Consider the following 22,676-nt stretch of genomic DNA (forward strand, 5'->3'; position numbering starts at 1 on the left):
AGGTTGCCTCATGCTATTTATGATCAGATAAAGCCGAGAGTCGTTGATTCAATGCCAATTATTATGGCACAAAATAAGAGTAATCCCAATCCAAGACATTCTCTTCAAACAAACCACTATTATGTTCTTCAGTATTTTTTTTGCCTTTTCCATTGTCACTTAGCTCTTTTCCTATCTTAGCCAAACACTTACGCGCGTCATCATAAAACATAACACCTAAGTTAAAGCTCTCATGCTCATCCTTAGTAAGCGGAATTTTCTTTTTCCTTAGGCTATCGCCAGCGTCCTTTAGTTTACTTAAGCGCACTTGCAACCCTGACAATGTTTGTAGTAATGGCTGCTTTGTTATTTGTTCATTAGATAGAAACGAGCTTTCATCCAATGTACTGGAGCGCTTACGCCTTGCTAATGAAACTAGTCCACCTACATTACTCTTCAAACCATCATATTCATCACTTTGTGATAAATCATTATACTCTTTCATGGGCTCAACTTTCTCTTCAGCCTTTTTTTGCTGAACATCCTCCACTAGCCTTTCATATTTTTGCAAATTTTCAAGAACCAACTGAAAATATGCCTTCACTTCCACTTCATCCATTTCCATTACCTCTATATTTTTCGTTAATCAAGTGCTAATTCAGATTAGCTAAGTACCTAAACAATAGTTTTTTGGTAATAATGGATATTCGGGTCGAGCCCGAATATGACGATCTGTGGTCATTCTCGGACTTGATCCGAAAAATCTATAAAATACCTGATAATATTGCATACGTACTTACACCAGACTACAGCGCCAACCTAATAAAAGTAATCGGCAAACTACGTATCTTTGACTTTTTATGAGCTTTCCTTAAATAACACTAAACACCGCTGTTTGTCATGTGTCAGCGTAAGATCTACCCCAAGTTGGCGACCAAACGCAATAAAATCTTGATTAAATTGAATTTTTTTAGCTGAGATAAATATTAACTTAACTTCAGATAGCGCAACTTCAAGCTTTAATTTAGACTGTTCACGAACATATCGCTTAAACACATGCCCCTGACACCTTAAATAACAGATCGCAGCATTGACGTACCAGAACATTCGCATGCGACACATGGCCTCAATAAACAAACAAACATTAACACCACCAAGCACATCAGCAACAATGCCTCTACTTAATTGCTGCCAAGATGCTTTATCCAGCAGTTTATTTTGGTACGCTCTATTTAAACAATAATTGAGCGCACAAAATATGGTACTTATGCCCGCCTCACCGCGTCGTAAAGAGGGCATCATATCATCATAAAGCGCATTTAAGCATGATAGATAATAATGCGTTAATTCATACTCAATTGGCAAATCCCTCTTCACCTGCTCTTCTTGAATGCAATCCATCTGTAGAGATAACTGATCTTGATTATTTAATATTGGTACACGTGTATGCTTATAGATTTTTTTCTGTTCATTGATCTCAAGCTCATAAGTGCTGATATACTCACTTTGTGTCTGCTGGGTGATTTTATCACCTTGCATAACCTCTTCAACCAAGTCCAAAGGTAACAATTGACTTGCTTTTTTACCAACTAGCACAGCTCTGCCAACACCTAACACTTTGCCTGCATTTTCACTACTATATAAAATAGAACCTCTCAAGTCCCTGATTAACACGCAGAAACCCGTGGTTTTCAAACTTCCTGCATCTAACGTTTCTGTTACTTCTTGCAATTTTTGTTGTTGACTCATTACTAGCTCTTGCATCATCACTCCATTAATTAATTATTATTAATCATCACCCCAAAGACATCATAACAATTTTCTAGCTACCAAAAAATCGTAAAACTACTGAGCGCTATATCTATACACTTCAGTAGTTTTACGCTTTGTTTCGCATGGAGAACAAGCAATACCATACAATTTAAACTTCTACAACTTAAAACACCCTCACATTTTGCCCTTTCATAAGTTTAGAGCACCGTTATTCCCCTTAAACTCGTTCGACAAATGAGCGATACTTTTGGCCTCAAACAGTCTATCTTCTTGCTCTCCTGTATTATCCATATTAATCCCGAGATTACTGAGTATTTGTGCGTGTTTTTCTAATAGAGAATCAAAGCAAAGGGCATACAGCATCTTTTGAGATGACTCTAAAGACATAGCATTAAGTGGTTGCACTGCTTCTAGGAAAGAAAACATTCTATCCATTTCATCAAATAATTGTAACATCGTTATATCAACCACTGGCAAACCCAAACCTAAATGCTTTTGCTGATTCGTGACACATAAGCACAACCACTGAAACTGCTCTTTAATGGGCATCTTAGATATATCCGTAATATCAAGACTAGTGGACTGCTGAGATGTACTAAGTGACAACATCGTCAAAAAAAGCACTGGATGCTTTAAGTTCAATGCCTGAACTTCACTATAAAGCATATCGTTGTTTAATTGCGCTCTTGCTGTTGCCATTTCTTCTGGCGCCACATTTATCAACGCCTCAATACGCGCTAAGTTTATTGCTATAGTATGTTTCAAAGCATCTTCTGATGTATGCTGCACTAATTTATCATGCTCTGACATTGCCTCACCCTCTACATTTATAGCTCACTAACTCAATTTTTTTTCAAGCTGGGCAATCGTGTCGCAGCCTAAGTAACGAATCAGTAATTGCGCTTTTTCTAGATCTATATTCTTGGCTTTGAATATACTCACTTGTTCATCTTCTTGCTCAAAAACATAGGAAAGCAAGTCATCAATAAAGGGACGATTCTCCTGCTGAGTACTTTTAAGCAAATAGTACATCACAACAAGCGGCAAAGCATTGGCTAGCTCAATATAAACTTGCGCCTTATCCACTGTATAATCCGCTTGATAAACATCAGTCAGGATGTGTTGCAATTGTTGCGATTGATCACTATTAAGCTCACCATTATGCACTTGATCATACTGCTGCAAATGAATTAACAATGCCTTTAAAAATGGATCAGCATGCTCTTGCCAATAGACTTGAATCGTCTCATATAATGTCATATGACACCTTTATATCCTTGGCACTATTACAGTGTGATTCCAAGCAAATACTCGCATTTGTTTTTTGCACACTACCGCTCATCGGCTTAAGTTGACATTGAAGAGTATGCGGCATCACCCGTGAGCTCCTATTATCAGCCAAAGTAACCTTAAGCCTATCAAGCAGCAGTTGATTGCCACTTATTATTTCCAGATTATAAACGATACTCTTACTGTCACAATAGGCGAGTATCTTTGGCAAGTTATAGGCAATAGCATCAATATGCCTTTGATCTTTTATGGTCATACAATCATTGATCTGACGTGTTTGAGCAACATTAGACTTATCATTCAAGTTTACTTTCTCTACCTGCTGCTGCAATCGATACTCAATATAGCTTACGATTTCCGCATTATTCATATGGTAGTCACAGACAAGCATTGGATCTAGAATGCACTCATCATCTTTAGCAAATGCATTAAGCTCTGATGCTAATTGATCAATACTAAGCTGATAATTTTCCGTCTTTGTATCACACGCTAAGGCCTGCATAAATGCGTCAAACGACTCTTGTAACCGCTCTATACGTTGCTCCATCTTTCTTAAGGTTTCGTCTTGTACACGATTATTTTTTTCCTCGCACAAAGCCAAATGATCAAGCATTGCAATATATGCATCGTACAGGTATTGCTGCTGCTGTTTAATACTCTGGTAAAGCTCCTTTAGTTGTGATTGTAATACCGCAAATGCAGATACTATCTGCAATTGGAGCGCTAATCGGTACAATCTTTTTTTGCTGATTAATTGAGTCGCACCATTGCTTTTAAGTCCGCTCATTACTTTAACTCCTTTGTCAAACCATCCAAATTTTCAACATTTAAATAACGGACCAACAACTGCGCCTTTTCAATAAGCATCACCTTTGATTTAAAGCTTTGCGCTGCATCACTAGGCTGATCGAATACATATTTTAATAAGCTTTCGATAAACTGCGGATTTTCAAGCTTCGTGCTCTTAAACAAAAAATACATTGCCACAAAAGGTAGGCTATTGATCAGATCAATAAAAACCGCCGCTTTTTGTACGCTAAATTGCGCTTGATAGATATGTGCTAACAAGCATTGCAACTGCCTCTCTTGCTCGAAACTTAACCGCACAGCATGCGTGCCATCATATTGCTGCAAATGTATCAATACACTCTTTAGATAGCCATCGGCATTTTCTTGCCAATATTGTTCAATATCATCTCTCAGTCCCATATATTTCACCATGCTTTAACTTATAAAAGTTGCTTTAATTTCATATCTCCACTTTTAAATAGAGGCTTCGACTTGCGCTCAGCCAGCGCTTACGCAGTGGCGAAATGACCATAGCCATTAAATATGATTTTGTATACCATTACTTTTAATTGCTGCCATATTGGCAGCCTCCAGTTCAAAAACATAATCGTTATCATTTTGTTTAGTCAATTTCTTTTGATCGTCTTGAAATTTTTTTAAACGCATTTTTCATAACCTTACTTGTGCTATCCAATTCTAAACCTTTAACATCAAGCCCTTGATCCTGGCACGCCTCTATGAATTTCTTGAGATTATCCATATTCTCAAGTCGTATCGTGCCTTGCGGCTTATTCCCGCCGCAGATTTGTAATCCAGTGACAAAATTGTCAGCATCAAACTTACCATCGGCAAATCTAAACGAAAGCTCTCGTTTACTACAATCAGCAATTATTTTACATGCCTGCTTATCTTTACCTAAGGCAATGTTTGTATGATGTATTTTATTATTAGACTCTGTATAACCATCTGAAAATTCAAACTCAGTTTCAGGAATTCCATTTTTCTTAGCATGGATATTCAGATCTTGCAGCAATTGTTGTCGATTTGCATGATAGCCATCCTGCATATTAATAACAAAGCAATCTTTCTTATCCTTATTTTTATCAATCAGATATTCATTCTGCTCTAGAAATGTGACCCAGCCTTTCTGTCTTAGCTTATCGTATAACAAATTTTTTATTTTTTCTTCATCATAGTCAGTATGATTTTTCAAAGCATCGTCACAAGCTGCTTTTATTGCGTCTCGTATATCGCCATACACACCATCCTCACCAACTTGGGCCTTTAGTTCTTCAAGCGTTACTTCTGTTGCCTCACTATCATCTTTTTTCTTCTTTAAGCCTGATATGACAAGGTCTTTAAGTAAAGCATCATTATATTTATTAACGATCTCATCACTAGTTAAATTATTATTATTTTTGAGCTCATTTATATAACTCTCTAGCTGTTTGTTCTCAATCTCATGATTGATCACTGCCATCAATAGCGATTCTATTATCCTTGACTTACTCATAATAACCTCTTTTATGCGCTTAATTTGAGCTAGGTTGTGCTTTTATATCAGCGCTATTCTTCTTCTCGCTCTCACACAGTTTGTTAAACATTTCTAATTCCCTTTCTGAGCCTTTTATGCCTCTACCATATAATAACTCAGCTCCAGTCATCAGCAGTGCAACAGCGACCCCACCATTGCCAATTGTACCAGCCACCTCTTGCCATCGACCTAACCTACGGTCTTGCTCATGCGTCTGCGCTCTGATATTGTTCATCATCTCTTTATATACTGCAGGGCGTTCTGCTTCTGGCGTTTTATATAACCTCTCTAATTGATCTGCCAAGCCAATATTATTAAACGTTGTTTTGTTTAGCTTCTCTTTTAAATTTTCTTCAATAGGATTCCCATTCTTCAGCTGTACATGAGCCTTTTCAAGCATCGCCTCATAACTTTGATATTTCCAGAAGCTCCAGGGTGTTATCCCATTGCTTCTTTTCCAACTTGGCATACCTTTCCACTCCTCTTATAACGTAAAAACCAACTAGGCATAACTACCTCAACTATACCCTGCACTTACCATCAATTTAGCAACATCATTGATAAAATAAAGCGTAAAACCCCTTAATCTAGACAATGCACTCACCCTCAACTAACCAATTTGGGACAGCTTTTGCCAATACAATACGCCTGTATGTGCGTACCCGAGTGATCAAAACGCATTGCAATATTTTCATCATCACTGCCATCACAATCAATAGTTGCATCACGATTATCTTTTTGCCAACGATAGCTACAAACAATACTTGAGCGCTTTCCACCCGCAAATGGAAACATAAACTCGACCTTATCACCAACATATATATCACTTGCTGAAAAGTTATTACTCATCGGGAGCTCAATCCACTGCCTTGGCTTGAAATCCTGACACGCACTAGGAATATCGACAGGCGGACTACTACCCTTGTATTCGGGGTTAATCGTAATACGCGGATATGTACCAAGCTGGTCAGGAATCGTTACTCCTGCCTCGTTATTATTTAGATAAATTGTGCCATGCTGATCGCTTTGTTGTGGGGTGAGTTTTACTGTCACATAGAAAGCGTTACTGGAAACACGAGTGGTGAAATCAACATGATCTACAGTATTCCATTGAAAGCTAGGGTTTCCCATCAAACGCAACTGACCACTATACGTTTTACTTGAGTCCTCAACACCTTGATATGAATAACTTATACTACCTGCTAAATTATTAATATTATCAACATCACCTACCTCCTTTAATCCTTGAGAAATAGCATTATATGATGCATTCAATGTATCATATCCATGAATATAATTCAGATTGCTCATATAGGGGACTCTCAAGTCTTTGATATCCCTACCCGTACAGTTAGTCACCTGAACAATAACTGTGTTACTATCCCCAGCAGATGCGCTTGATGAAGGGGTATAGTCATGCTCTTCATTGATAGCAGCATAAGTATTTGTGCTCAAGATACTGGTTAGCCCGATAAATATTAGCTTATTAATTAAATGCACTATGAATATCCCTCACCAAATTAACCTGTAAGCTCGAGTGTGTAATCATGTTTTTTTCCCGGCGCATAATGACATGCATTATCAAATTGCTTTTCGCACTGACTTATTACCTTCACTCCACGCACTGTTTGTACATATGAATGATTGATTGAGTTTACAATATAAAATATATGCTTATCATCGCTCGATGCTACCACTAAAATGGTTGCATGTTGAAAAATTCCGTGGTTCTCATATACCGTAAAGCTTGTTAGACCATGAGCTACGGCAGGAAATGACTTACCTCCTTGCCAATAAGCATCCGTATTAAGCCCTTTCCATTCATCATAGCTTTTCCCCATAAATCCACAGCATTTATAATGATTGTACTCACATAACTCAACGCCGTCTTCAGGAACAACGTCCCATTTACACGCCGCAGCTTCAATCTGAAATGTTACTGGATGCGCAGTTGGATTGTATACTCTTACCTTAAACTCCATGGCACAAACAGTGTTTAATGATAGCAATAATAACATCATCACGATGAATAACACCTTCTTTTTTATCATACGTTTTTCCTCACTTAAACCATTACTTTTGCAGCTGTTTTTGCCACATCTGCAACGCCAGATGAAATTGATTTAGCTAATGCTTGATCTTTTTCATATTCTGCTTTCTTTTCCGCACCATATGTCTGCTGAAGTTGCGCCTGATTCTGTTTTTGTGTTTCGATGCCTTGGTTGACTGTTTGTGAACCAGCTTGACCTAACTGCTGGGTTTGTTGTGTTGTGGCACCTTTGATTTCTTGGAACACCTGCTCCCCTGCTCTGTCACCCGCCTGATGACCGATCCACTGCAGCACTTTATCCGGCACAAGATAAATCATTGAAAAGCATTTATGAAAGGCAATACCAATAAATGATGCATATAAGAAAGTTAACAGCAGCACAAATGCGCCTTTGGCATAGGATTTTTCATCGGGAATAAAGTTAACCAACTGACTCGCAATCGCATGAAACCCTTCAGCTGAGAAGTGAATCACCACATAAGTCAACGTAATGCCCGCAATCAACCCTATAATCATTAGCACCGGTCTAAACAACAAACCAACCATCATCTGAATGCCAGATTGCGCCTTACCAAACACCTTATGCCCCTCAGGATAGACAATCCCTAACGCCATAATGGGGGCTGCGACCATGGCTTCAATCACCAACAACAACCACACCATCTTGCCTGCCCAAAATAAAATAAATGGCGTCAATGGCACTAATAAAGCAAAAACAACACCAATACCAAAAACCGTCGTCAGAACATAAAAAACCAATGGCAACCACATCAGTGTTAAAGAAAGCTCTGCCGTTTTAATCGCCGCCTCTGATGAAACTTTGGCAAACTCTAATGTCTTTTCTGCTTGCAAATAACCTGACACAAACGGGAAAAATGCCGCAAGTACCGCGTCACCTGTCGAGTTTTTCATTACATCATCCACTGAGCGTTTATAGCCTTCTGTGATCTCCAGATAACCATTTGATGCATGTTTAAACACTGACTCTGCTATATCCACGGTATCCTGCATTAAACCGATCCCTAACGCCTGCACACGCTTAATCATACTAAAGCCATGTTGCACGTAGTTTTCATCTTTGCTTTGCTCCGAGTGATCATCCATTGCAAAATGATAAATTCTATCAAGCAAACTGCGACTTGCTTGTGTTGTTGCTGTATAATCATCCCCTAGCACTTTGGCAAATATCTTATCTAGAAACGTTTGCGCCGGATCAACACTTGCCGCATTAGACTGTCCCTTATCATTGCTAACATATAGCTCCACGCCATTGGCTTTCGCATCACTTAAAAAATCAATCATCTGACGAGCAAACTGAACAACATTTACTTTCTGATTAGATTCACCCTTCTTCTGTTGCGCCATAATATATAAATAACTTAAATTAAGATATCCACGATAAACAGGACGTAAATTATCGGTAATCAACTGATTAATCGCATCTCTTTGATCGTCACCTAATAGTTCAATATATTTCACTCTTAGCTCACGCAAATTAACAATATTAAGCATTGATATATTCTCTGAAAACGCCTGCCCTGTTGTTTTATTAACTTCCATAGGTACTGGCACATCCGCGCGATACACCTTCTGCTTGTTGTTTTTATTTATAATATAAAGCCCCAACTTCTCCGAATTGAGTGTTAGCGTACCATCATCACTCACATGATAAGCTTGATCAAACTCAGACAAAACACCATACAACCTTTTCAACCCCATATCTAAGCCATCATCTAGCGTTAAATAATTTCTATCAGCATCCCACCAGCTACTGTGACCCAGCAAACTACTACTATTTGGTAATTTCATTACCTTATTAATAATATTCATTACTGTCGTATCAAGTGCCTTCCAGTCTGACTGCTTCACATACTCTGATATTTCTTGCTGTATTTCTTTCTGCAAATCATTTAATTCACCACAACGAAAGCATTCTACATCTCCTAGCAGACATACTCCGCAATCACGAGTTGACTGATTTTGCGTTGAGTTACTCATCGTGAAGCGATAATTGCCTAATAGTGCGGTATGATCAAAGCCAAATTGGAAGTAGTTTATCGTTGAATTCAGACCGTTGATTGAGTTCGTGTCCCAATAGCTAGCATCTGACTGTCCTAAAAGTGCATTAAAATATCCACTTAAGTTTGATATCATCGATGGTTCAAAGACATCCTCTTTGGTGTCGGTTGTTTTCTCCAAAGCGTGTTTAATTGAATCTTTAAGCTCAGTATCATATTGACTGAAGCGTTTCGGATCCACCGCGCCATTTGCAAGATCCACTGGCAAGGTAATACTTTTTGGCGTATCTGTTTTATCAGCTGCTTGATTTACCTCTGGTTGGGAAAACTCTGAAGACACTGCTTGAGCAACCATATTGTGCATATAGTATATCGATAGTTTATCACGCAGATAACCCTTAATCTCATCCGGCATTACGGCCGATACCTCTCCTTTTGACGCACTACTATAAAGCTTATCCCAAACAGTATTGGCCATATTTGCACTGACGGATAACGCCAGATATATAACCCATTGCGCAATACAATAACCAGATTTCGCCGGAATAACAGCAAGCGTGCCCAATACAACACGTAATGGCAACCAATACACATCATAATCTTTGCCTAATATTTTTCCATCACGCGCGCTATTGATCGTACCGACCACCAAGATAAAAGCATACAACACAAAAGCAAATGATAACAAGGTCGTATTAAACGTTTTAAATAATACTGACAGTGCCAAGTGATCGTTAAAAGGGATGCTTAAAAAGTTTTTATAGTTATCGACACCAAGCAATTGATTAACAATTGCAATTCCGCCATCAGCAGGATTCGCTAACATACTGGTTATATCGCTCACTCACTTCCCCCTGACTCACCGAATAGACTGTTACAATAATCCTTAAAACTCAGCCCTAGCTGCTTCTTACTAATTTGCACACACCAAAAATGATTTTTAAACGTTTGTGCAAGTGTGATGCATATCACAGCAAAACAGATAATAGCGCTTGCATAATCGCGAGCGTAAGCTAGCAAATAAAGAAAGTAAAAAAATAAACATATACTAACAACAGCAAAAAAACGATATAAACGCCTAAAATGCTTATATGCTTTCGCAATTTTCTGTGCATCTATACCAAGCCCAGATAAGGCATCAAAACTATGCTGCTCGCTTACTTTATTGACTTTGAATAGACTTTTACCAACCTGAGTCAGCAGATGATGCTGTGCCTTGATTGCCTTGACACCCAAGGCACGAGCAATAAATCTGCGTGTTTTTTTAAACTTAAACATTACGAACTTTCTTGATCAATTATTCGATGATAATGGTTGCTGAATAACTTGCGCAATACCAAACAGTCGCCCATCATTATTTTGAGCAACTACGCGCTGCACATTTAGCGTCAAGAGCATATCTTTGTGCTCACTTTTATTTTCTTTTGCAAAGCGAATCTCAACAGCTATCTGCACGCGCCAAGTATAAACACCATTAATCGTTCCTTGGCCTATTATTACTGGCGCTTGCTTGATCACCAGACTTGAAACAAGCTTATCCTTGCGGATAGTATCTAGATAAACACTAAATGCCTCAGAGAACTTACGCCATCCTTGTGGTGTAAACAGTGGCTCAACCATCTGCAGCTGACGCTTATAGTTAACAAAATCAATAGCATATATTTGTGCCAGATTCTGATATACCCAACCAGTAATCACCTGATTACTGACAACCGCATCCTCCGTTGGGCGAACCTGCATCAGCTCTCCTTGATTATTAACAGCAAAGAATCGCTCGGTTGGTTTAGCCGATATCAATACAATTAAGGTAATAATTAATATCAGATTAACGATCACGCTAATCAAAGCAACCATTGCAGCACGATGAAAGTTAGTCCGGAAAAATTCATTTCTTTCAATAACGGATTTTAGAATGTCTTTACTCATCAGAAAAAGCTAGCCTTTTGTCTATATACTTCATTTTATAAATACCCTTTTGTCAAAAACAGGTTAAAACTACGCAGTTTTTGCATTTTTTTCACAAACTCCGCTACGCTTTAGTGCCCAAACGGAAGCTGATTCAACGACTAAATACTAATGTATGTTTTTAACAAACCAAGGATCACTCTCTTGTAACTTTTCCAACTGATTTAACTTGCTTTTTTGGGCGTAACCGCCTTGATGATTAGCTTTTTAGTTTCCATAAGATTCACTATCGAGTAAAAATCCTTATCAAAACCACATCATATAATAACATCTTTATACACCTGCCTCGGTAATCGATAAATCATTGCCAACCACTACTTTGCTAACATAACTTTTCTCTGGGATAAGTCCGCTATCATCTTGATCTATAAGCTGCCATGAATCATCATCTAGATGTTTGTATATCGCTTGTCCACCAGTAAAATTATTCTTTACTGCATATAAAGCATTGTCATCAAAAAATAAGCGTAACGTATATGGCTTTAATGCTGATAGGTTACTTGTCACATCTTCAAACTTGGGCTCATCATTTACAACATCTTGACTTTTGATTTTTATTAAATGGTGATCAGCAGTCCCATCATCCCAAGTAAATTGAAAGTGATAATACAAATCCTTGGTTTTTGGGTCAAAAATCACCTCACTTGGCGTTCGCTGATGAGTCTCAGGCATTACTGCTGAGCCTTGCAGCCAAGTTTGATTAATTTTTCCTTCTCGGGTGTCAAGCTTTAAAACGTATGGATTTTGATGATCATCACGAATCCAGGCAGAAGTGTAGATATTATTATCCGGCCCTGTTATCAATTGATCCATCTCTACATCCCATGAAGTGCTAGACATATCGTAGTAGACCGCATGATACTCATTCAACTCTGAAGGTGAAATCTGACCAATACTGAACAAATATTGAAATCCTGGTTCTGGCTGGTATAGCTGTTGTATCAATCGATAGTAAATTCTCCCTTGACCATCAACTGTAATTTCGCCAAGGTACGGCCAGTACCATTTCTCTCCTCTTTGTTGCTTATCTTGAGCTTCTGACCAGATCTGGGCACTCGTTGCCTTATCTTCTTTTGGATCATCAATATACTTTCGTATTATAGAACCAATGCCCACTGCATACAAAAGATTGTTTGGGCCTATCGCTAAATTCATATTTCCAAGGTTGTCAAGCTCTTGAGGCTCTCTAGCGATTGTATCATTATAGCGCCAGGTTATACCATCAGATACCGCCAGAAATAGTTGTCCCAAATAGTCGGTGATTATATCGCGGATAGAGTTGCCGTCACCATCCTGAATTTCCAAGCCTCTCCAGTCTTTATTTTTATATACTACCAGCTTAGCTCCACTATTTGCTGAATAAAGCGACTCATATAATAGCGTATTATTTTTTAGTGTAAACGCTCTAGTATACTGATAATCACTGCCATTTTTCTTATCTTTATCATAATGCACGACTAACTTGCTTTGATAAGGCTTCTCTAAATCTTTTTGATTGCCATATACATAGACATAACAGGACTGCCCATCACCAAGTGTTGCTTCTTTGCTTGTATCTTGTCCCTGTGTAAAACATGAATTTCGACAGTGAACTCGATCACACACTTTATCATCAGCACTTTCATTGTAAATATTAAAATACTTATGGCTATCCGCAAAATCCACCTTAAAACTTTGCGCTTTATCAGACAAATTTGTGAGCTTTATTGATTTTACTGCAGGATAGGTTGTCCATTTCTCATGTGAGATAGCAAATGAAAGTGCGCCATTAATTGAAAAGTTTTTTGTTGTGTCAACATTGACGTTTTTATATGCTTTCACCCTCAAGACGTACTGCGCACTGTCATCAATATTACTGCTCTCTGATTTAATTGCAATGATGCACCTCCCTTCTGGTGTTACCTGCCCGTTCTCACAAGCCATTTCACCTTCTGACAAATTTTTAGGTGTCACAATCGATAAATCAACTGGGTAGCTTGAACTTGTCTGCTCAATACTAAAGACATTATCAAGCCTATCTGGCAGCTGCCAGTTAAATTTACCGGTGTTTTCAATAGCAATATTGGTATAGTTTGAGCTTTTCTCAGTGCCTTTATCAACTATTATATTATCATTGATAATTTTAATATTCACGGGATCCACCTTGATATAAGGCGCTGGATGTAAACTAGCCGTGGAATAAGATTTTCCATCACTAACGTAGTCAATCACCACTGGGTTTTCAAGCTTTTGATTATGCTCACTCCAGGCATTTTGTCCGAGACTATATACTACATAACACCCTTCATTGGACTTAATTACCATACCTTCTTTGCATTCATTGCTTGTCGGTGTGTGATAACTCACGCCATGCGGTAAGCTATTTACCTTAATCTGATCAATCGTAATATCCGCTTGGGTGTGATTAACAAAACGCATCGATTTGGCACTTGGTGTGTCAATATCAAGACCATCAAAAGACACAGGATCCATGGCAACCTTTATTTTATCATGCAAATCCACATGATCAGCATTATCCGCATAAACTTGAATTAATGGCACGGTTTGATTATAAGACAATCGTTCTTCCACATTGATTTTTCTATCCTTTTTGGCTGATACATCTATTTGGTTTTCCACTAGGTTACGATAATATTTTCTTAAAACAGCAATGGCTTCTTGATCAGCAAGCTTAAACGACACATCTACTTTGCTGTTGGCAGGAATTGAAAAAATAATTTTGCTTTTATTCTCTGTATCCCAGCTGCCATGTTGTAGTGAATCTATTTTAATAATGTCAAATAAATCATCCGGCATATTCGATAAGTCAATCATCGCATGTGTAATATCATAATCCGAGTCATTTTGAAGTTTAAAGTGGACTTCACCATTAGGTACAAAATTAATATTGCCCTGTAATATCATTTTAGAAGAAGGGCCTTGCTCTAGTGAAATCGGTGTGCTACTTGTAAAAAGCATATTTTGATGTGGCTTTATTGATAAATTATACTTTACACTGCTATCCATCTTTGGATCATTTAATTTCACGGCAATATAACAGCTTCCCCCTTTCAGCAAGTCGCCTTTATCAATACAGCTTTGGTTGGCTTTTTCACCTGTTGGCTCAACAACCGATAAGCTGCTAGCTCGGCTTGGGTCAGAGGCATTGACTTCAAAAGCGCTTGAGATATTATGAGGTAACTTCCAAGCAATATCACTGGCATTTTTTATTGCGACATTGGTAATACTTGGTTGCCTTTTATAAACCACAATTTGCTTATTCTCAACCACTGCCTTTGCAGAATTTAGCTTAATGGTGTTATCCTTTAGCTTCTCATTACTTGCCACCACCTGAATCATGGGTAAGCTTTGATCTTTGCCTTTATTTGTTTGCAAATCGTTTGCATACTTGCTTAATAAAGACAGTGCATCATGGTCGTTTAGCTTTAATGAAACCGACTGCTGTGCTCCAGCGCGTATCAATATAGGTAGCTCAATGATTTTAGAATTTTCACTCTCCCAATGTGCTTCTGTACCGGCAAGGCTATCTTTATTAATCAATGCAAACAAGTCATCTGGCATATTTGTTAAATCAATCGTTGCACCTTGTATATCAACATTCTGCGCATTGTTTTGCAACTGTAATTGCATAACCAATTTCGGTAAAGTATTGATCATTGTATTCAGTGACATATACTCTGGTAGATCCTTCGGACTAACAACTTGAGTTTGAACTGGTACTATGATACTTGGCTGTGTTGCACCAATAAGGTACAGCTTAAGTTGACCATTAACTGCTTCACCTGCCTGAGAAGGCTTGATACGCAAATTCAAATAGCAGGTTCCATCTGCTTTAAATACTTTTCCTTGACCTTTTTCATCAAAACAGTATTTGTCTGCTGACACGTGGGGATCATGAAACCATTGAACCTGATCCTGTGCCAGATTATCCCATTTCACATCTGCTAACCTAACTGTTTGCCCTCCAGAGTCACCAATTGCACCAATGCTTTTAGGCGAGCTAACTACAACATCATTGAACTGATAACTTGATTTTTTTTCCGTAATTTTTTGAGGCAGCACCGCATAGGGCTTAATAGACACCACACTGCCAGCAGACTCAACATTTTCTGAGTCACTGCCACCACCAGATTGACAACCGCTAAGCGTCAATCCAGACAATACCGTTGATAGGATTATAATAAATGATTTTTTTGTCATATTAATTACTCTCTAGTGCTATTGATTATAAGGATGAAAAATTAAAATATTAAAAAAACTGATATCCAAGTGAGACTGAAAAGCTCAGTATACTGGGAACATAATTTCCACCATAATATGGCGCATAAACATCTTCCCCTACCCCAAAGATATATTGCAATTTAGTACCAATTGTAAAGGATTCGCCAAGCATATACTGGTACTCGACAGCGACAAATGGTCTGATATTTGTTTTGTGCGTTTTCTTAAGATCTTGGGAAAAACTTCCTGTGACTTTAAGTTCAGGATCAAAACTTGAGAAAATAATTGCCGGACCTGCTGAGAGCTGTAATTCATGGCGCTGATTAGCAAGCGGAATATGTGCCGTTGTATAAAAATCAACACCAGAAAATGACATCTGACTTTGCCCATTTTTGTACTGAGCGCCATTATCTGTCTGATAGATTAGCTCCGAATTCTTGCCACTACCACCCCAGTAACTCAAAGCAAAAGAAAGGTACTCAAATGGGCGCACGCCAAATTTTACTTCATAGTAAACACTCATATGATTTACGGGCTGAAAAATATCATAAAACTCACCTAATGCTTGATATTTGGACTGTGCATCCTCTGGAAAAAATTGGTATGAGCCTCCACCATAAACATTAATATAAAACCACCCCATATTGTTCAATCTACTCTGCTTAGCACTTTCTTTCTCCGCCACAGATAATCTATCCATAATTTTTGTAAGTTGATTATCTGAAGTATTCTGCGCATAAACGCTATTGATCAGCACTAAACTTGCACCAATGAGTAACAGTGGCACTCTCATTCTATTCATTACTATAACCCCATCTCATCTTATTGCTAAATTCCAATGATTTGCAATAAGCATATTAATGGGAGTCACCCGCCATAAGTAGCGTAATATTACGCATTATTTTGATATAGCTATCTCATAATACATTGAATCAATTTCTCAGGCACAGGATCTGGCCTGCCACCATCTCCTGCGACAAAAGCACATTCGATGGCACCAAGCGCGCACAGCTCATCTGACTCATTATAAAGCTCGCTATAAAAACAGAGCTTCAATTTAGATAAAGACAAAACATGTAGCATAACCTTCATTCTATTTGGGTAAAACACGGGCTTTTTGAATTTTAAATTTGCCGCTGCAAAGACCAAACGCAACCCATCGACATCACCAAACGTCATATCATGTTTACCGAGAAACATCGAAATCGCCTCATTAAAATAATCCAAAATAATATGATTACTTAAATGCTGTCCTGCATTCATATCTAAAAATCGCAGTGGAATATCGCAACTAAAAAGGTTTTCTTGTAATAAATCTTGTGGTTTTTTTAAGGCAACAAACATAAAAAGTGATTCCTAATCAATCTATATACCCATCACAAACTACTTTACGAGCAAACACCGCAAAATGATTTACGATGGGTATCGTTATTTTGATTACACATTCTAAAACTTCCAATCAACGATAGAAACGAGTTTAGCAATAAAACCATAGCGATTCTTGGGCTAATCCGTATAATAATGCCGGTATATTGCACAAAGGAAATAAAAACCTATGAATATTGATTTTAGCTTTTGGCTACTGGTACTGACAATTGCCTCAGGTATTATTGCTGCTATTGACAAATTTAAGTTTGAACCAAAACGTTTGGCGCCGGTTATGGATGAACTCCAAGGCATGAAGAAAAAAGAACGTCGTAAGTTTATTCAAAAAAACAAAGCGCTAAAAGCACCACTATTGGCTGATTATGCGCGCTCACTGTTTAGTGTATTCTTAATCGTTTTTATCTTACGTGGTTTTTTAATCGGCAACTTTCTGATTCCATCAGCATCAATGACACCAACGTTACCCGTTGGTAACTTCATCTTGGTGAACAAAACCGCTTATGGCATTAGAAATCCAATTACCAATAATGTTTGGATTGAAACAGGTAAGCCTGAGCGTGGCGATATTGCTGTATTTCATTTCCCTGTCAATCCAGGCGTTGATTTTATCAAGCGCGTTATTGGCGTGCCTGGCGATGTTATTTCTTACAAAGACAAAAAGCTTACGGTTAATGGCAAAGCCATTGAGTATAGCAACTGCCTAGATAATCAAGTTAATAGCTATAACGGCAATGGTCCAAATACTATTTGCACCGAGCATCTGGGTAAAGTTGCACATCAAATTGATGATATGGCGAACGCCCCGTCAGCTAACTTCACCAACCTTGTTGTCCCTAAAGGCATGTATTTCGTGATGGGTGACAATCGCGACAACAGTGAAGATAGCCGCTATTGGGGTTTTGTTCCTGACAAAGACCTTGTTGGTAAAGCAAGCTTTGTCTGGTTTAGTTGGAATAGTTTAAACAGCTCTGTACGTTGGAGCGAAATAGGACGAGTATTATAGATAATGACCATTGATTACACTTCTTTATATCGTAGCATTGGCTACCACTTCAACAATGAAGCGCTTATCACTAAAGCGCTCACTCATCGCAGTAAACAAAAACAACATAATGAACGTTTAGAGTTCTTGGGCGATTCCATTCTTGGGTTTGTAATCGCCGAAGCGCTTTATCAGAAGTTCCCACATGAAGATGAGGGTAGTTTATCGCTACTTCGCATGTATCTTGTGCGTGGTAAAACACTGACAGATATGGCAAAGCATTTTGACCTAGGTGAATATATGTCCTTTGGTGTTGGCGAGCTTAAATCCGGCGGACATAAACGCGCGCGCTTGTTAGAAGATGCTTTTGAGGCACTGATTGGCGCAATTTATCTTGACAGTGACATGCTTGTTGTTAAAGAGCGTATTTTGCATTGGTTCAAAGATGTCTTAGCAACACTTAATGTTGAAGAGCATACCAAGGATCCCAAGTCACGCTTACAAGAGTATTTACAAGCCGAGATTCAAACACATCCAATTTACTCAATCATTGCCACTGAGGGCTTGGATCACGATCAAACTTTTACCGTTGAGGTTTCGCTAGGATCACTTGAGCACAGCTATCGCGCCAAAGGCAAATCACGCAAACAAGCAGAGCATAACGCTGCCAAAGAAGCCTTAAAAGCGATTAAAGCACAAGATCAGCAAAACAAGCAAAATAAGCAAGATCAATAGCTATGGCACGCAAACGCAAAGGGATTGCCTTAAATGGCATTATCGTAATTGATAAACCACAAGGCTTATCTTCCAACCAAGCACTACAACGCGTTAAGCGCCTTTTTAACGCACAAAAAGCAGGTCACACGGGCAGCCTTGACCCGATGGCAACCGGCGTATTACCCATTTGCTTTGGTCAAGCAACACGTATATCACAATATCTTTTAGATGCCGACAAAGCTTATCAAGCAACGATTCAGTTAGGTATCAGTACTGATAGTGGTGACGCGGATGGTAATGTTATTGAGCAGCACCAAGTCCCTGAAATCACCCTTCAGAATATCCATAATGCATTGGAGAAATTCCGTGGTGAGATAAGTCAGATTCCACCGATGTATTCAGCGCTCAAGCATCAAGGAAAGCCCTTGTATGAGTTAGCACGTCAAGGTATTGAGATTGAGCGCAAAGCGCGTAATATCAACATATATGCACTTGAATTGCTTGACTACAATCCTGAAAAGCACACCATTGATATCGATGTGCTCTGCTCCAAGGGGACCTATATTCGCACGTTGGGGATGGATATTGCCAAAGCACTAAATTGCGCTGGACATTTAATCAAATTAACACGAACTGCATGTGGACTATTGACGATGAATGATGCATTATCGCTTGAGGCGCTGCAGACACTCTCACTGGATTCATGCCATGAAAAGCTACTTAATCCAGAATATGCATTTACAGATACACCTATTTTTACTATACCTAATAACAAAGTGGACTTATTTTATCTGAAAGGAAAGATGCAACTAACCAACAACTTCACCGGCAGCGCCCGTATTTATGATCAAGATCGATTTGTCGCACTTGGTCACTTTAATGATGGCGAGCTTGTGAAAAAACAACTTTTTTTACAAGGCATCATTGAGAATGAGCAAGAAATACACGATTGATAACGATCCAAATAAGGATTTAGAAGCACAAAAATATGATGACCCTATTCCAAGTAGAGAGGTCATTTTAACCTACTTAAAAGATCTCAAACAGCCGACTGTTTTTGAGAAGATTGCTGATAATTTGGGGCTAAAGCGCAGCAGGCAACTGGATGCCCTTGCGAATCGCTTGGGTGCGATGGTACGCGATGAACAGATTGAACAAGATGGCCAATATTTTAGACCATTAAAACAGAAACGTCGTATCATTACCGGCTATGTACGCATTGAAAACGATGGCAATGCGATTATTAATACCGAAGATAGAATGCACAGCGCATTTTTACCGCAACATCAAGCACGTTTAATCTTTAACGGTGACAAAGTCTGCGCGATGATCTTGGGACTTAATCGCAAAGATAAATTAGAAGCGCGCATTGATAGCATTATTGAGCGCAACACCATCGAAATTACTGGGCGCTATAGCCAACAGTTGGATAGCCATTTTATCCAACCAATTAGCAAAACCATGCCAAAATATATTGCACTTTTACCACCATCAGAAGAACTTGAGCCTAATACACTGATCAAAGCAAAACTCGTTATCTTCCCCTCAACGGTTTGCTCAGCGGTCGCACAATTTGTTGAAATTATTGAAGAGCAATCACCGATTCTCACGGCAATTTCAGTTGCTAGCAAAAAGCATAATCTGATTGAAGACTGGAGCAACAAAACCGCGCGTCTAGTCCGCAAACTTCCCCATGAAGTGCTTGATACTGAAATATCGCCACGCACAGATCTACGTGATTTACCATTTGTCACGATTGATGGCGAGGATGCAAAAGACTTTGACGATGCTGTTTACGCACGTAAAAGCTCAACGGGTGGTTGGAAACTTTATGTTGCAATTGCTGATGTTTCGTATTATGTTCGCCCAGACTCAAGTCTTGATAAGGAAGCGCAAGCCAGATCAACGTCTGTGTATTTCCCTGGTTACGTCATCCCGATGCTGCCTGAGCAGCTCTCCAATGAATTATGTTCATTAAAGCCAAAAGTAGATCGCTTAGCATTAATCTGCGAGATGAATATCAGTCCCAATGCCAAGCTTTCACGTTATAAGTTTTACTCAGGTGTTATTAACTCCAAAGCACGCTTAACCTATACCGAAGTATCCAAGCTTTTAAACAATAAAGACAACAGCATCTATTACGATCAACCTGAGCTTATTCCGCACTTATTCGATTTATATGATCTTTATAAACTCTTAGCAGCTGCACGCAAACAACGCGGAGCAATTGATTTTGATACCGTTGAATCACAAATTATTTTAAATGAACACCAGCATATCGCAGCGATTATTCCACGCCAACGTAATGATGCGCATAAACTCATTGAAGAATGTATGCTTTTGGCCAATGTCGCCACCGCACGCTTTATTGAGAAAAACAAAGCAGGCGCCCCTTTTCGCGTGCATGGCGCACCACCTAGTGGCAAAATTGATGATTTGAAAGCGTACTTACATTCACTTGGCATTGCCTTCAAACCGAGTAAGTCAGGTGTAACACCTGCTGATTACAGTCAGATGCTAAGTTCCGTCAAAGATCGCGATGACTTTGCCAATATCCAATTGATGACATTAAAAAGCATGAATCAGGCATTTTACACACCGGATAATGATGGGCACTTTGGCTTAGCCTATCCGGCTTACAGTCACTTTACTTCACCGATTCGTCGCTACCCTGATCTATTAACGCATCGCGCAATCAAATCGATTATTGGTGAGAAAAACCTTGGCGCGTATCACTACACGCGCAGTCAATTAGATGAGCTTTGCGCCCATGCTTCAAGTCAAGAACGCAATGCCGACTCAGCCTCTAGTGATGTTGAGAAATGGTTAAAATGCCATTTCTTACACAATCGTATTGGTGAGCTATTTGATGCTAAGATCGTTCATGTTACTGGCTTTGGTATGTATGTTGAGCTCATTGAAAACTATATTGAAGGGTTAGTACATATCTCGTCAATGCATGGAGATTATTATGTCTTTGATGAAGTACAACATCGTTTAATCGGCCAACACTCGAAGAAAACCTTTGGCATTGGACAAAAAGTTCAAGTACAACTTGTGCGTGTTAATTTAGATGAGACGCAGATTGATTTTGAATTAACCATTAATGGCAAAGGTCGCAGTCATCAAGAGCTTGCAGCAGGGAGCACACCAAAACGCCGTCGCGCGCGTATTAAACCCTCAAGCCTAAAATTATCATCAACACAAAAGCGCACACGCAAAAAGCCTACGCGTAACAGTACCGTTGAACCCACAAAATTAGTTGATAGCAAACCGCCAAAAAGCAAAAAGAAAAAATCCAGTAATGCTAAGCGCGCGCGCAAGAAGTCGAATGCGAAATCATCACAAACGGAGTAACTTTCAAAGGAGTATCGTGACTCATGCAAAAAATGCTTATTAGCGCTTGTTTGCTTGGTCACAATGTCCGCTACGATGGTAACAACTGTTTCTCCGACCACTCAACTTTAAAAAAATGGCAAGAAGAAGGCAGAGTAATATCAATTTGCCCAGAAGTATCTGGAGGACTACCTACCCCTCGTATACCTGCTGAAATAGTTGGCGGCAACTCAACTGATGTCATTCATGGGAAAGCTCACGTTATTGGAAAAGATGGATCTGATATATCAAAGCAATTTATCCTTGGGGCTCAAAAAACCCTTGAGTTTGCAATAGCTCATAATATTAAGTTGGCAATACTCAAGAAGAATAGTCCTTCATGTGGCAATTTAAGCATTTATGATGGTAGCTTTAGTGGAAAAGTAATTGATGGCTCGGGCATCACTGCAGAATTGTTAACATGTAATGGAATACGCGTTTTCAATGAAGGTCAAATTGACGAAGCTGATCTATTCCTAAAGGAAATTGAGGCATGACTAAATATTCACCCACAAGTGCTCACCGTACCCTGAGCGTAAGTCGAAGGGTAATCTTGGGAATTACACTCTCATAGAGGCTTCGACTTACGCTCAGCCA

21 protein-coding genes are annotated in these 22,676 nt (G+C 38.9%); 5 read left to right on the forward strand and 16 right to left on the reverse strand.

Going from position 1 to position 22,676, the window contains the following annotated elements; translation table 11 throughout:
* Positions 1–61 precede the first annotated feature (61 nt).
* From ACY10D_RS05570 to ACY10D_RS05645, 16 genes are all read right to left on the reverse strand, one after another.
* On the reverse strand, positions 62–598 hold the full coding sequence (locus tag ACY10D_RS05570) for a hypothetical protein (RefSeq protein ID WP_486999778.1): 537 nt from the start codon (positions 596–598) through the stop codon (positions 62–64).
* Positions 599–837: 239 nt separating this feature from the next.
* On the reverse strand, positions 838–1,743 hold the full coding sequence (locus tag ACY10D_RS05575; RefSeq protein WP_486999779.1) for a PAS domain-containing protein: 906 nt from the start codon (positions 1,741–1,743) through the stop codon (positions 838–840).
* Positions 1,744–1,941: 198 nt separating this feature from the next.
* The gene (locus ACY10D_RS05580) at positions 1,942–2,562 is read right to left on the reverse strand and encodes a hypothetical protein (RefSeq protein ID WP_486999780.1); all 621 of its coding nucleotides are present in this window, start codon (positions 2,560–2,562) and stop codon (positions 1,942–1,944) included.
* Between the two features lie 27 nt (positions 2,563–2,589).
* Positions 2,590–3,012, reverse strand: coding sequence for a hypothetical protein (locus tag ACY10D_RS05585; RefSeq protein ID WP_486999781.1), 423 nt, complete (start codon positions 3,010–3,012; stop codon positions 2,590–2,592).
* Positions 2,999–3,829: a hypothetical protein gene (locus ACY10D_RS05590; RefSeq protein ID WP_486999782.1), complete on the reverse strand. Its 831-nt coding sequence runs from the start codon at positions 3,827–3,829 to the stop codon at positions 2,999–3,001. The genes ACY10D_RS05585 and ACY10D_RS05590 overlap by 14 nt, the downstream gene beginning before the upstream one ends.
* Complete coding sequence (locus ACY10D_RS05595) at positions 3,829–4,251, reverse strand: type IVB secretion system protein IcmW (RefSeq protein ID WP_486999783.1); 423 nt, start codon at positions 4,249–4,251, stop codon at positions 3,829–3,831. The genes ACY10D_RS05590 and ACY10D_RS05595 overlap by 1 nt, the downstream gene beginning before the upstream one ends.
* A gap of 202 nt (positions 4,252–4,453) precedes the next feature.
* Complete coding sequence (locus ACY10D_RS05600) at positions 4,454–5,344, reverse strand: hypothetical protein (RefSeq protein ID WP_486999784.1); 891 nt, start codon at positions 5,342–5,344, stop codon at positions 4,454–4,456.
* Between the two features lie 19 nt (positions 5,345–5,363).
* The gene (locus tag ACY10D_RS05605; protein WP_486999785.1) at positions 5,364–5,834 is read right to left on the reverse strand and encodes a hypothetical protein; all 471 of its coding nucleotides are present in this window, start codon (positions 5,832–5,834) and stop codon (positions 5,364–5,366) included.
* Positions 5,835–5,971: 137 nt separating this feature from the next.
* A complete protein-coding gene (locus ACY10D_RS05610) occupies positions 5,972–6,865 on the reverse strand; it encodes a hypothetical protein (protein WP_486999786.1) in 894 nt (297 codons plus the stop codon).
* 20 nt (positions 6,866–6,885) lie between these two features.
* The gene (locus ACY10D_RS05615; protein WP_486999787.1) at positions 6,886–7,416 is read right to left on the reverse strand and encodes a hypothetical protein; all 531 of its coding nucleotides are present in this window, start codon (positions 7,414–7,416) and stop codon (positions 6,886–6,888) included.
* Between the two features lie 14 nt (positions 7,417–7,430).
* Complete coding sequence (locus ACY10D_RS05620) at positions 7,431–10,277, reverse strand: DotA/TraY family protein (protein ID WP_486999788.1); 2,847 nt, start codon at positions 10,275–10,277, stop codon at positions 7,431–7,433.
* Positions 10,274–10,711 (reverse strand): hypothetical protein, encoded by a 438-nt coding sequence (locus tag ACY10D_RS05625; RefSeq protein ID WP_486999789.1) that lies wholly within the window; start codon positions 10,709–10,711, stop codon positions 10,274–10,276. Before ACY10D_RS05625 ends, ACY10D_RS05620 begins: the two co-directional genes overlap by 4 nt.
* A 15-nt stretch (positions 10,712–10,726) precedes the next feature.
* Positions 10,727–11,359, reverse strand: coding sequence for a DotI/IcmL family type IV secretion protein (locus ACY10D_RS05630; protein ID WP_486999790.1), 633 nt, complete (start codon positions 11,357–11,359; stop codon positions 10,727–10,729).
* Between the two features lie 312 nt (positions 11,360–11,671).
* Positions 11,672–15,598 carry a hypothetical protein gene (locus tag ACY10D_RS05635; protein ID WP_486999791.1) on the reverse strand — a complete coding sequence of 1,309 codons (3,927 nt, stop codon included), beginning with the start codon at positions 15,596–15,598 and terminating at the stop codon, positions 11,672–11,674.
* A 49-nt stretch (positions 15,599–15,647) separates the two neighbouring features.
* On the reverse strand, positions 15,648–16,421 hold the full coding sequence (locus ACY10D_RS05640; RefSeq protein ID WP_486999792.1) for a hypothetical protein: 774 nt from the start codon (positions 16,419–16,421) through the stop codon (positions 15,648–15,650).
* Between the two features lie 110 nt (positions 16,422–16,531).
* A complete protein-coding gene (locus ACY10D_RS05645) occupies positions 16,532–16,963 on the reverse strand; it encodes an acyl-CoA thioesterase (protein ID WP_486999793.1) in 432 nt (143 codons plus the stop codon).
* A 211-nt stretch (positions 16,964–17,174) separates the two neighbouring features.
* On the opposite strand from ACY10D_RS05645, the gene lepB reads away from it, so the two are divergent.
* Genes lepB through ACY10D_RS05670 form a run of 5 tightly spaced genes read left to right on the forward strand, consistent with a single transcriptional unit; the run spans position 17,175 to position 22,576 of the window.
* On the forward strand, positions 17,175–18,008 hold the full coding sequence (lepB, locus tag ACY10D_RS05650; RefSeq protein WP_486999794.1) for a signal peptidase I: 834 nt from the start codon (positions 17,175–17,177) through the stop codon (positions 18,006–18,008).
* A 3-nt stretch (positions 18,009–18,011) separates the two neighbouring features.
* A complete protein-coding gene (gene rnc, locus ACY10D_RS05655) occupies positions 18,012–18,722 on the forward strand; it encodes a ribonuclease III (RefSeq protein ID WP_486999795.1) in 711 nt (236 codons plus the stop codon).
* Between the two features lie 2 nt (positions 18,723–18,724).
* Entirely contained in the window at positions 18,725–19,657 is a 933-nt protein-coding gene (truB, locus tag ACY10D_RS05660) for a tRNA pseudouridine(55) synthase TruB (protein ID WP_486999796.1), read from the forward strand.
* A complete protein-coding gene (gene rnr, locus ACY10D_RS05665; RefSeq protein WP_486999797.1) occupies positions 19,635–22,061 on the forward strand; it encodes a ribonuclease R in 2,427 nt (808 codons plus the stop codon). The genes truB and rnr overlap by 23 nt, the downstream gene beginning before the upstream one ends.
* Positions 22,062–22,084: 23 nt before the next feature.
* Positions 22,085–22,576, forward strand: coding sequence for a 2-thiouracil desulfurase family protein (locus tag ACY10D_RS05670; protein ID WP_486999798.1), 492 nt, complete (start codon positions 22,085–22,087; stop codon positions 22,574–22,576).
* The last annotated feature ends 100 nt before the right edge of the window (positions 22,577–22,676 follow it).

This window comes from Cysteiniphilum sp. (genome assembly GCF_057495195.1).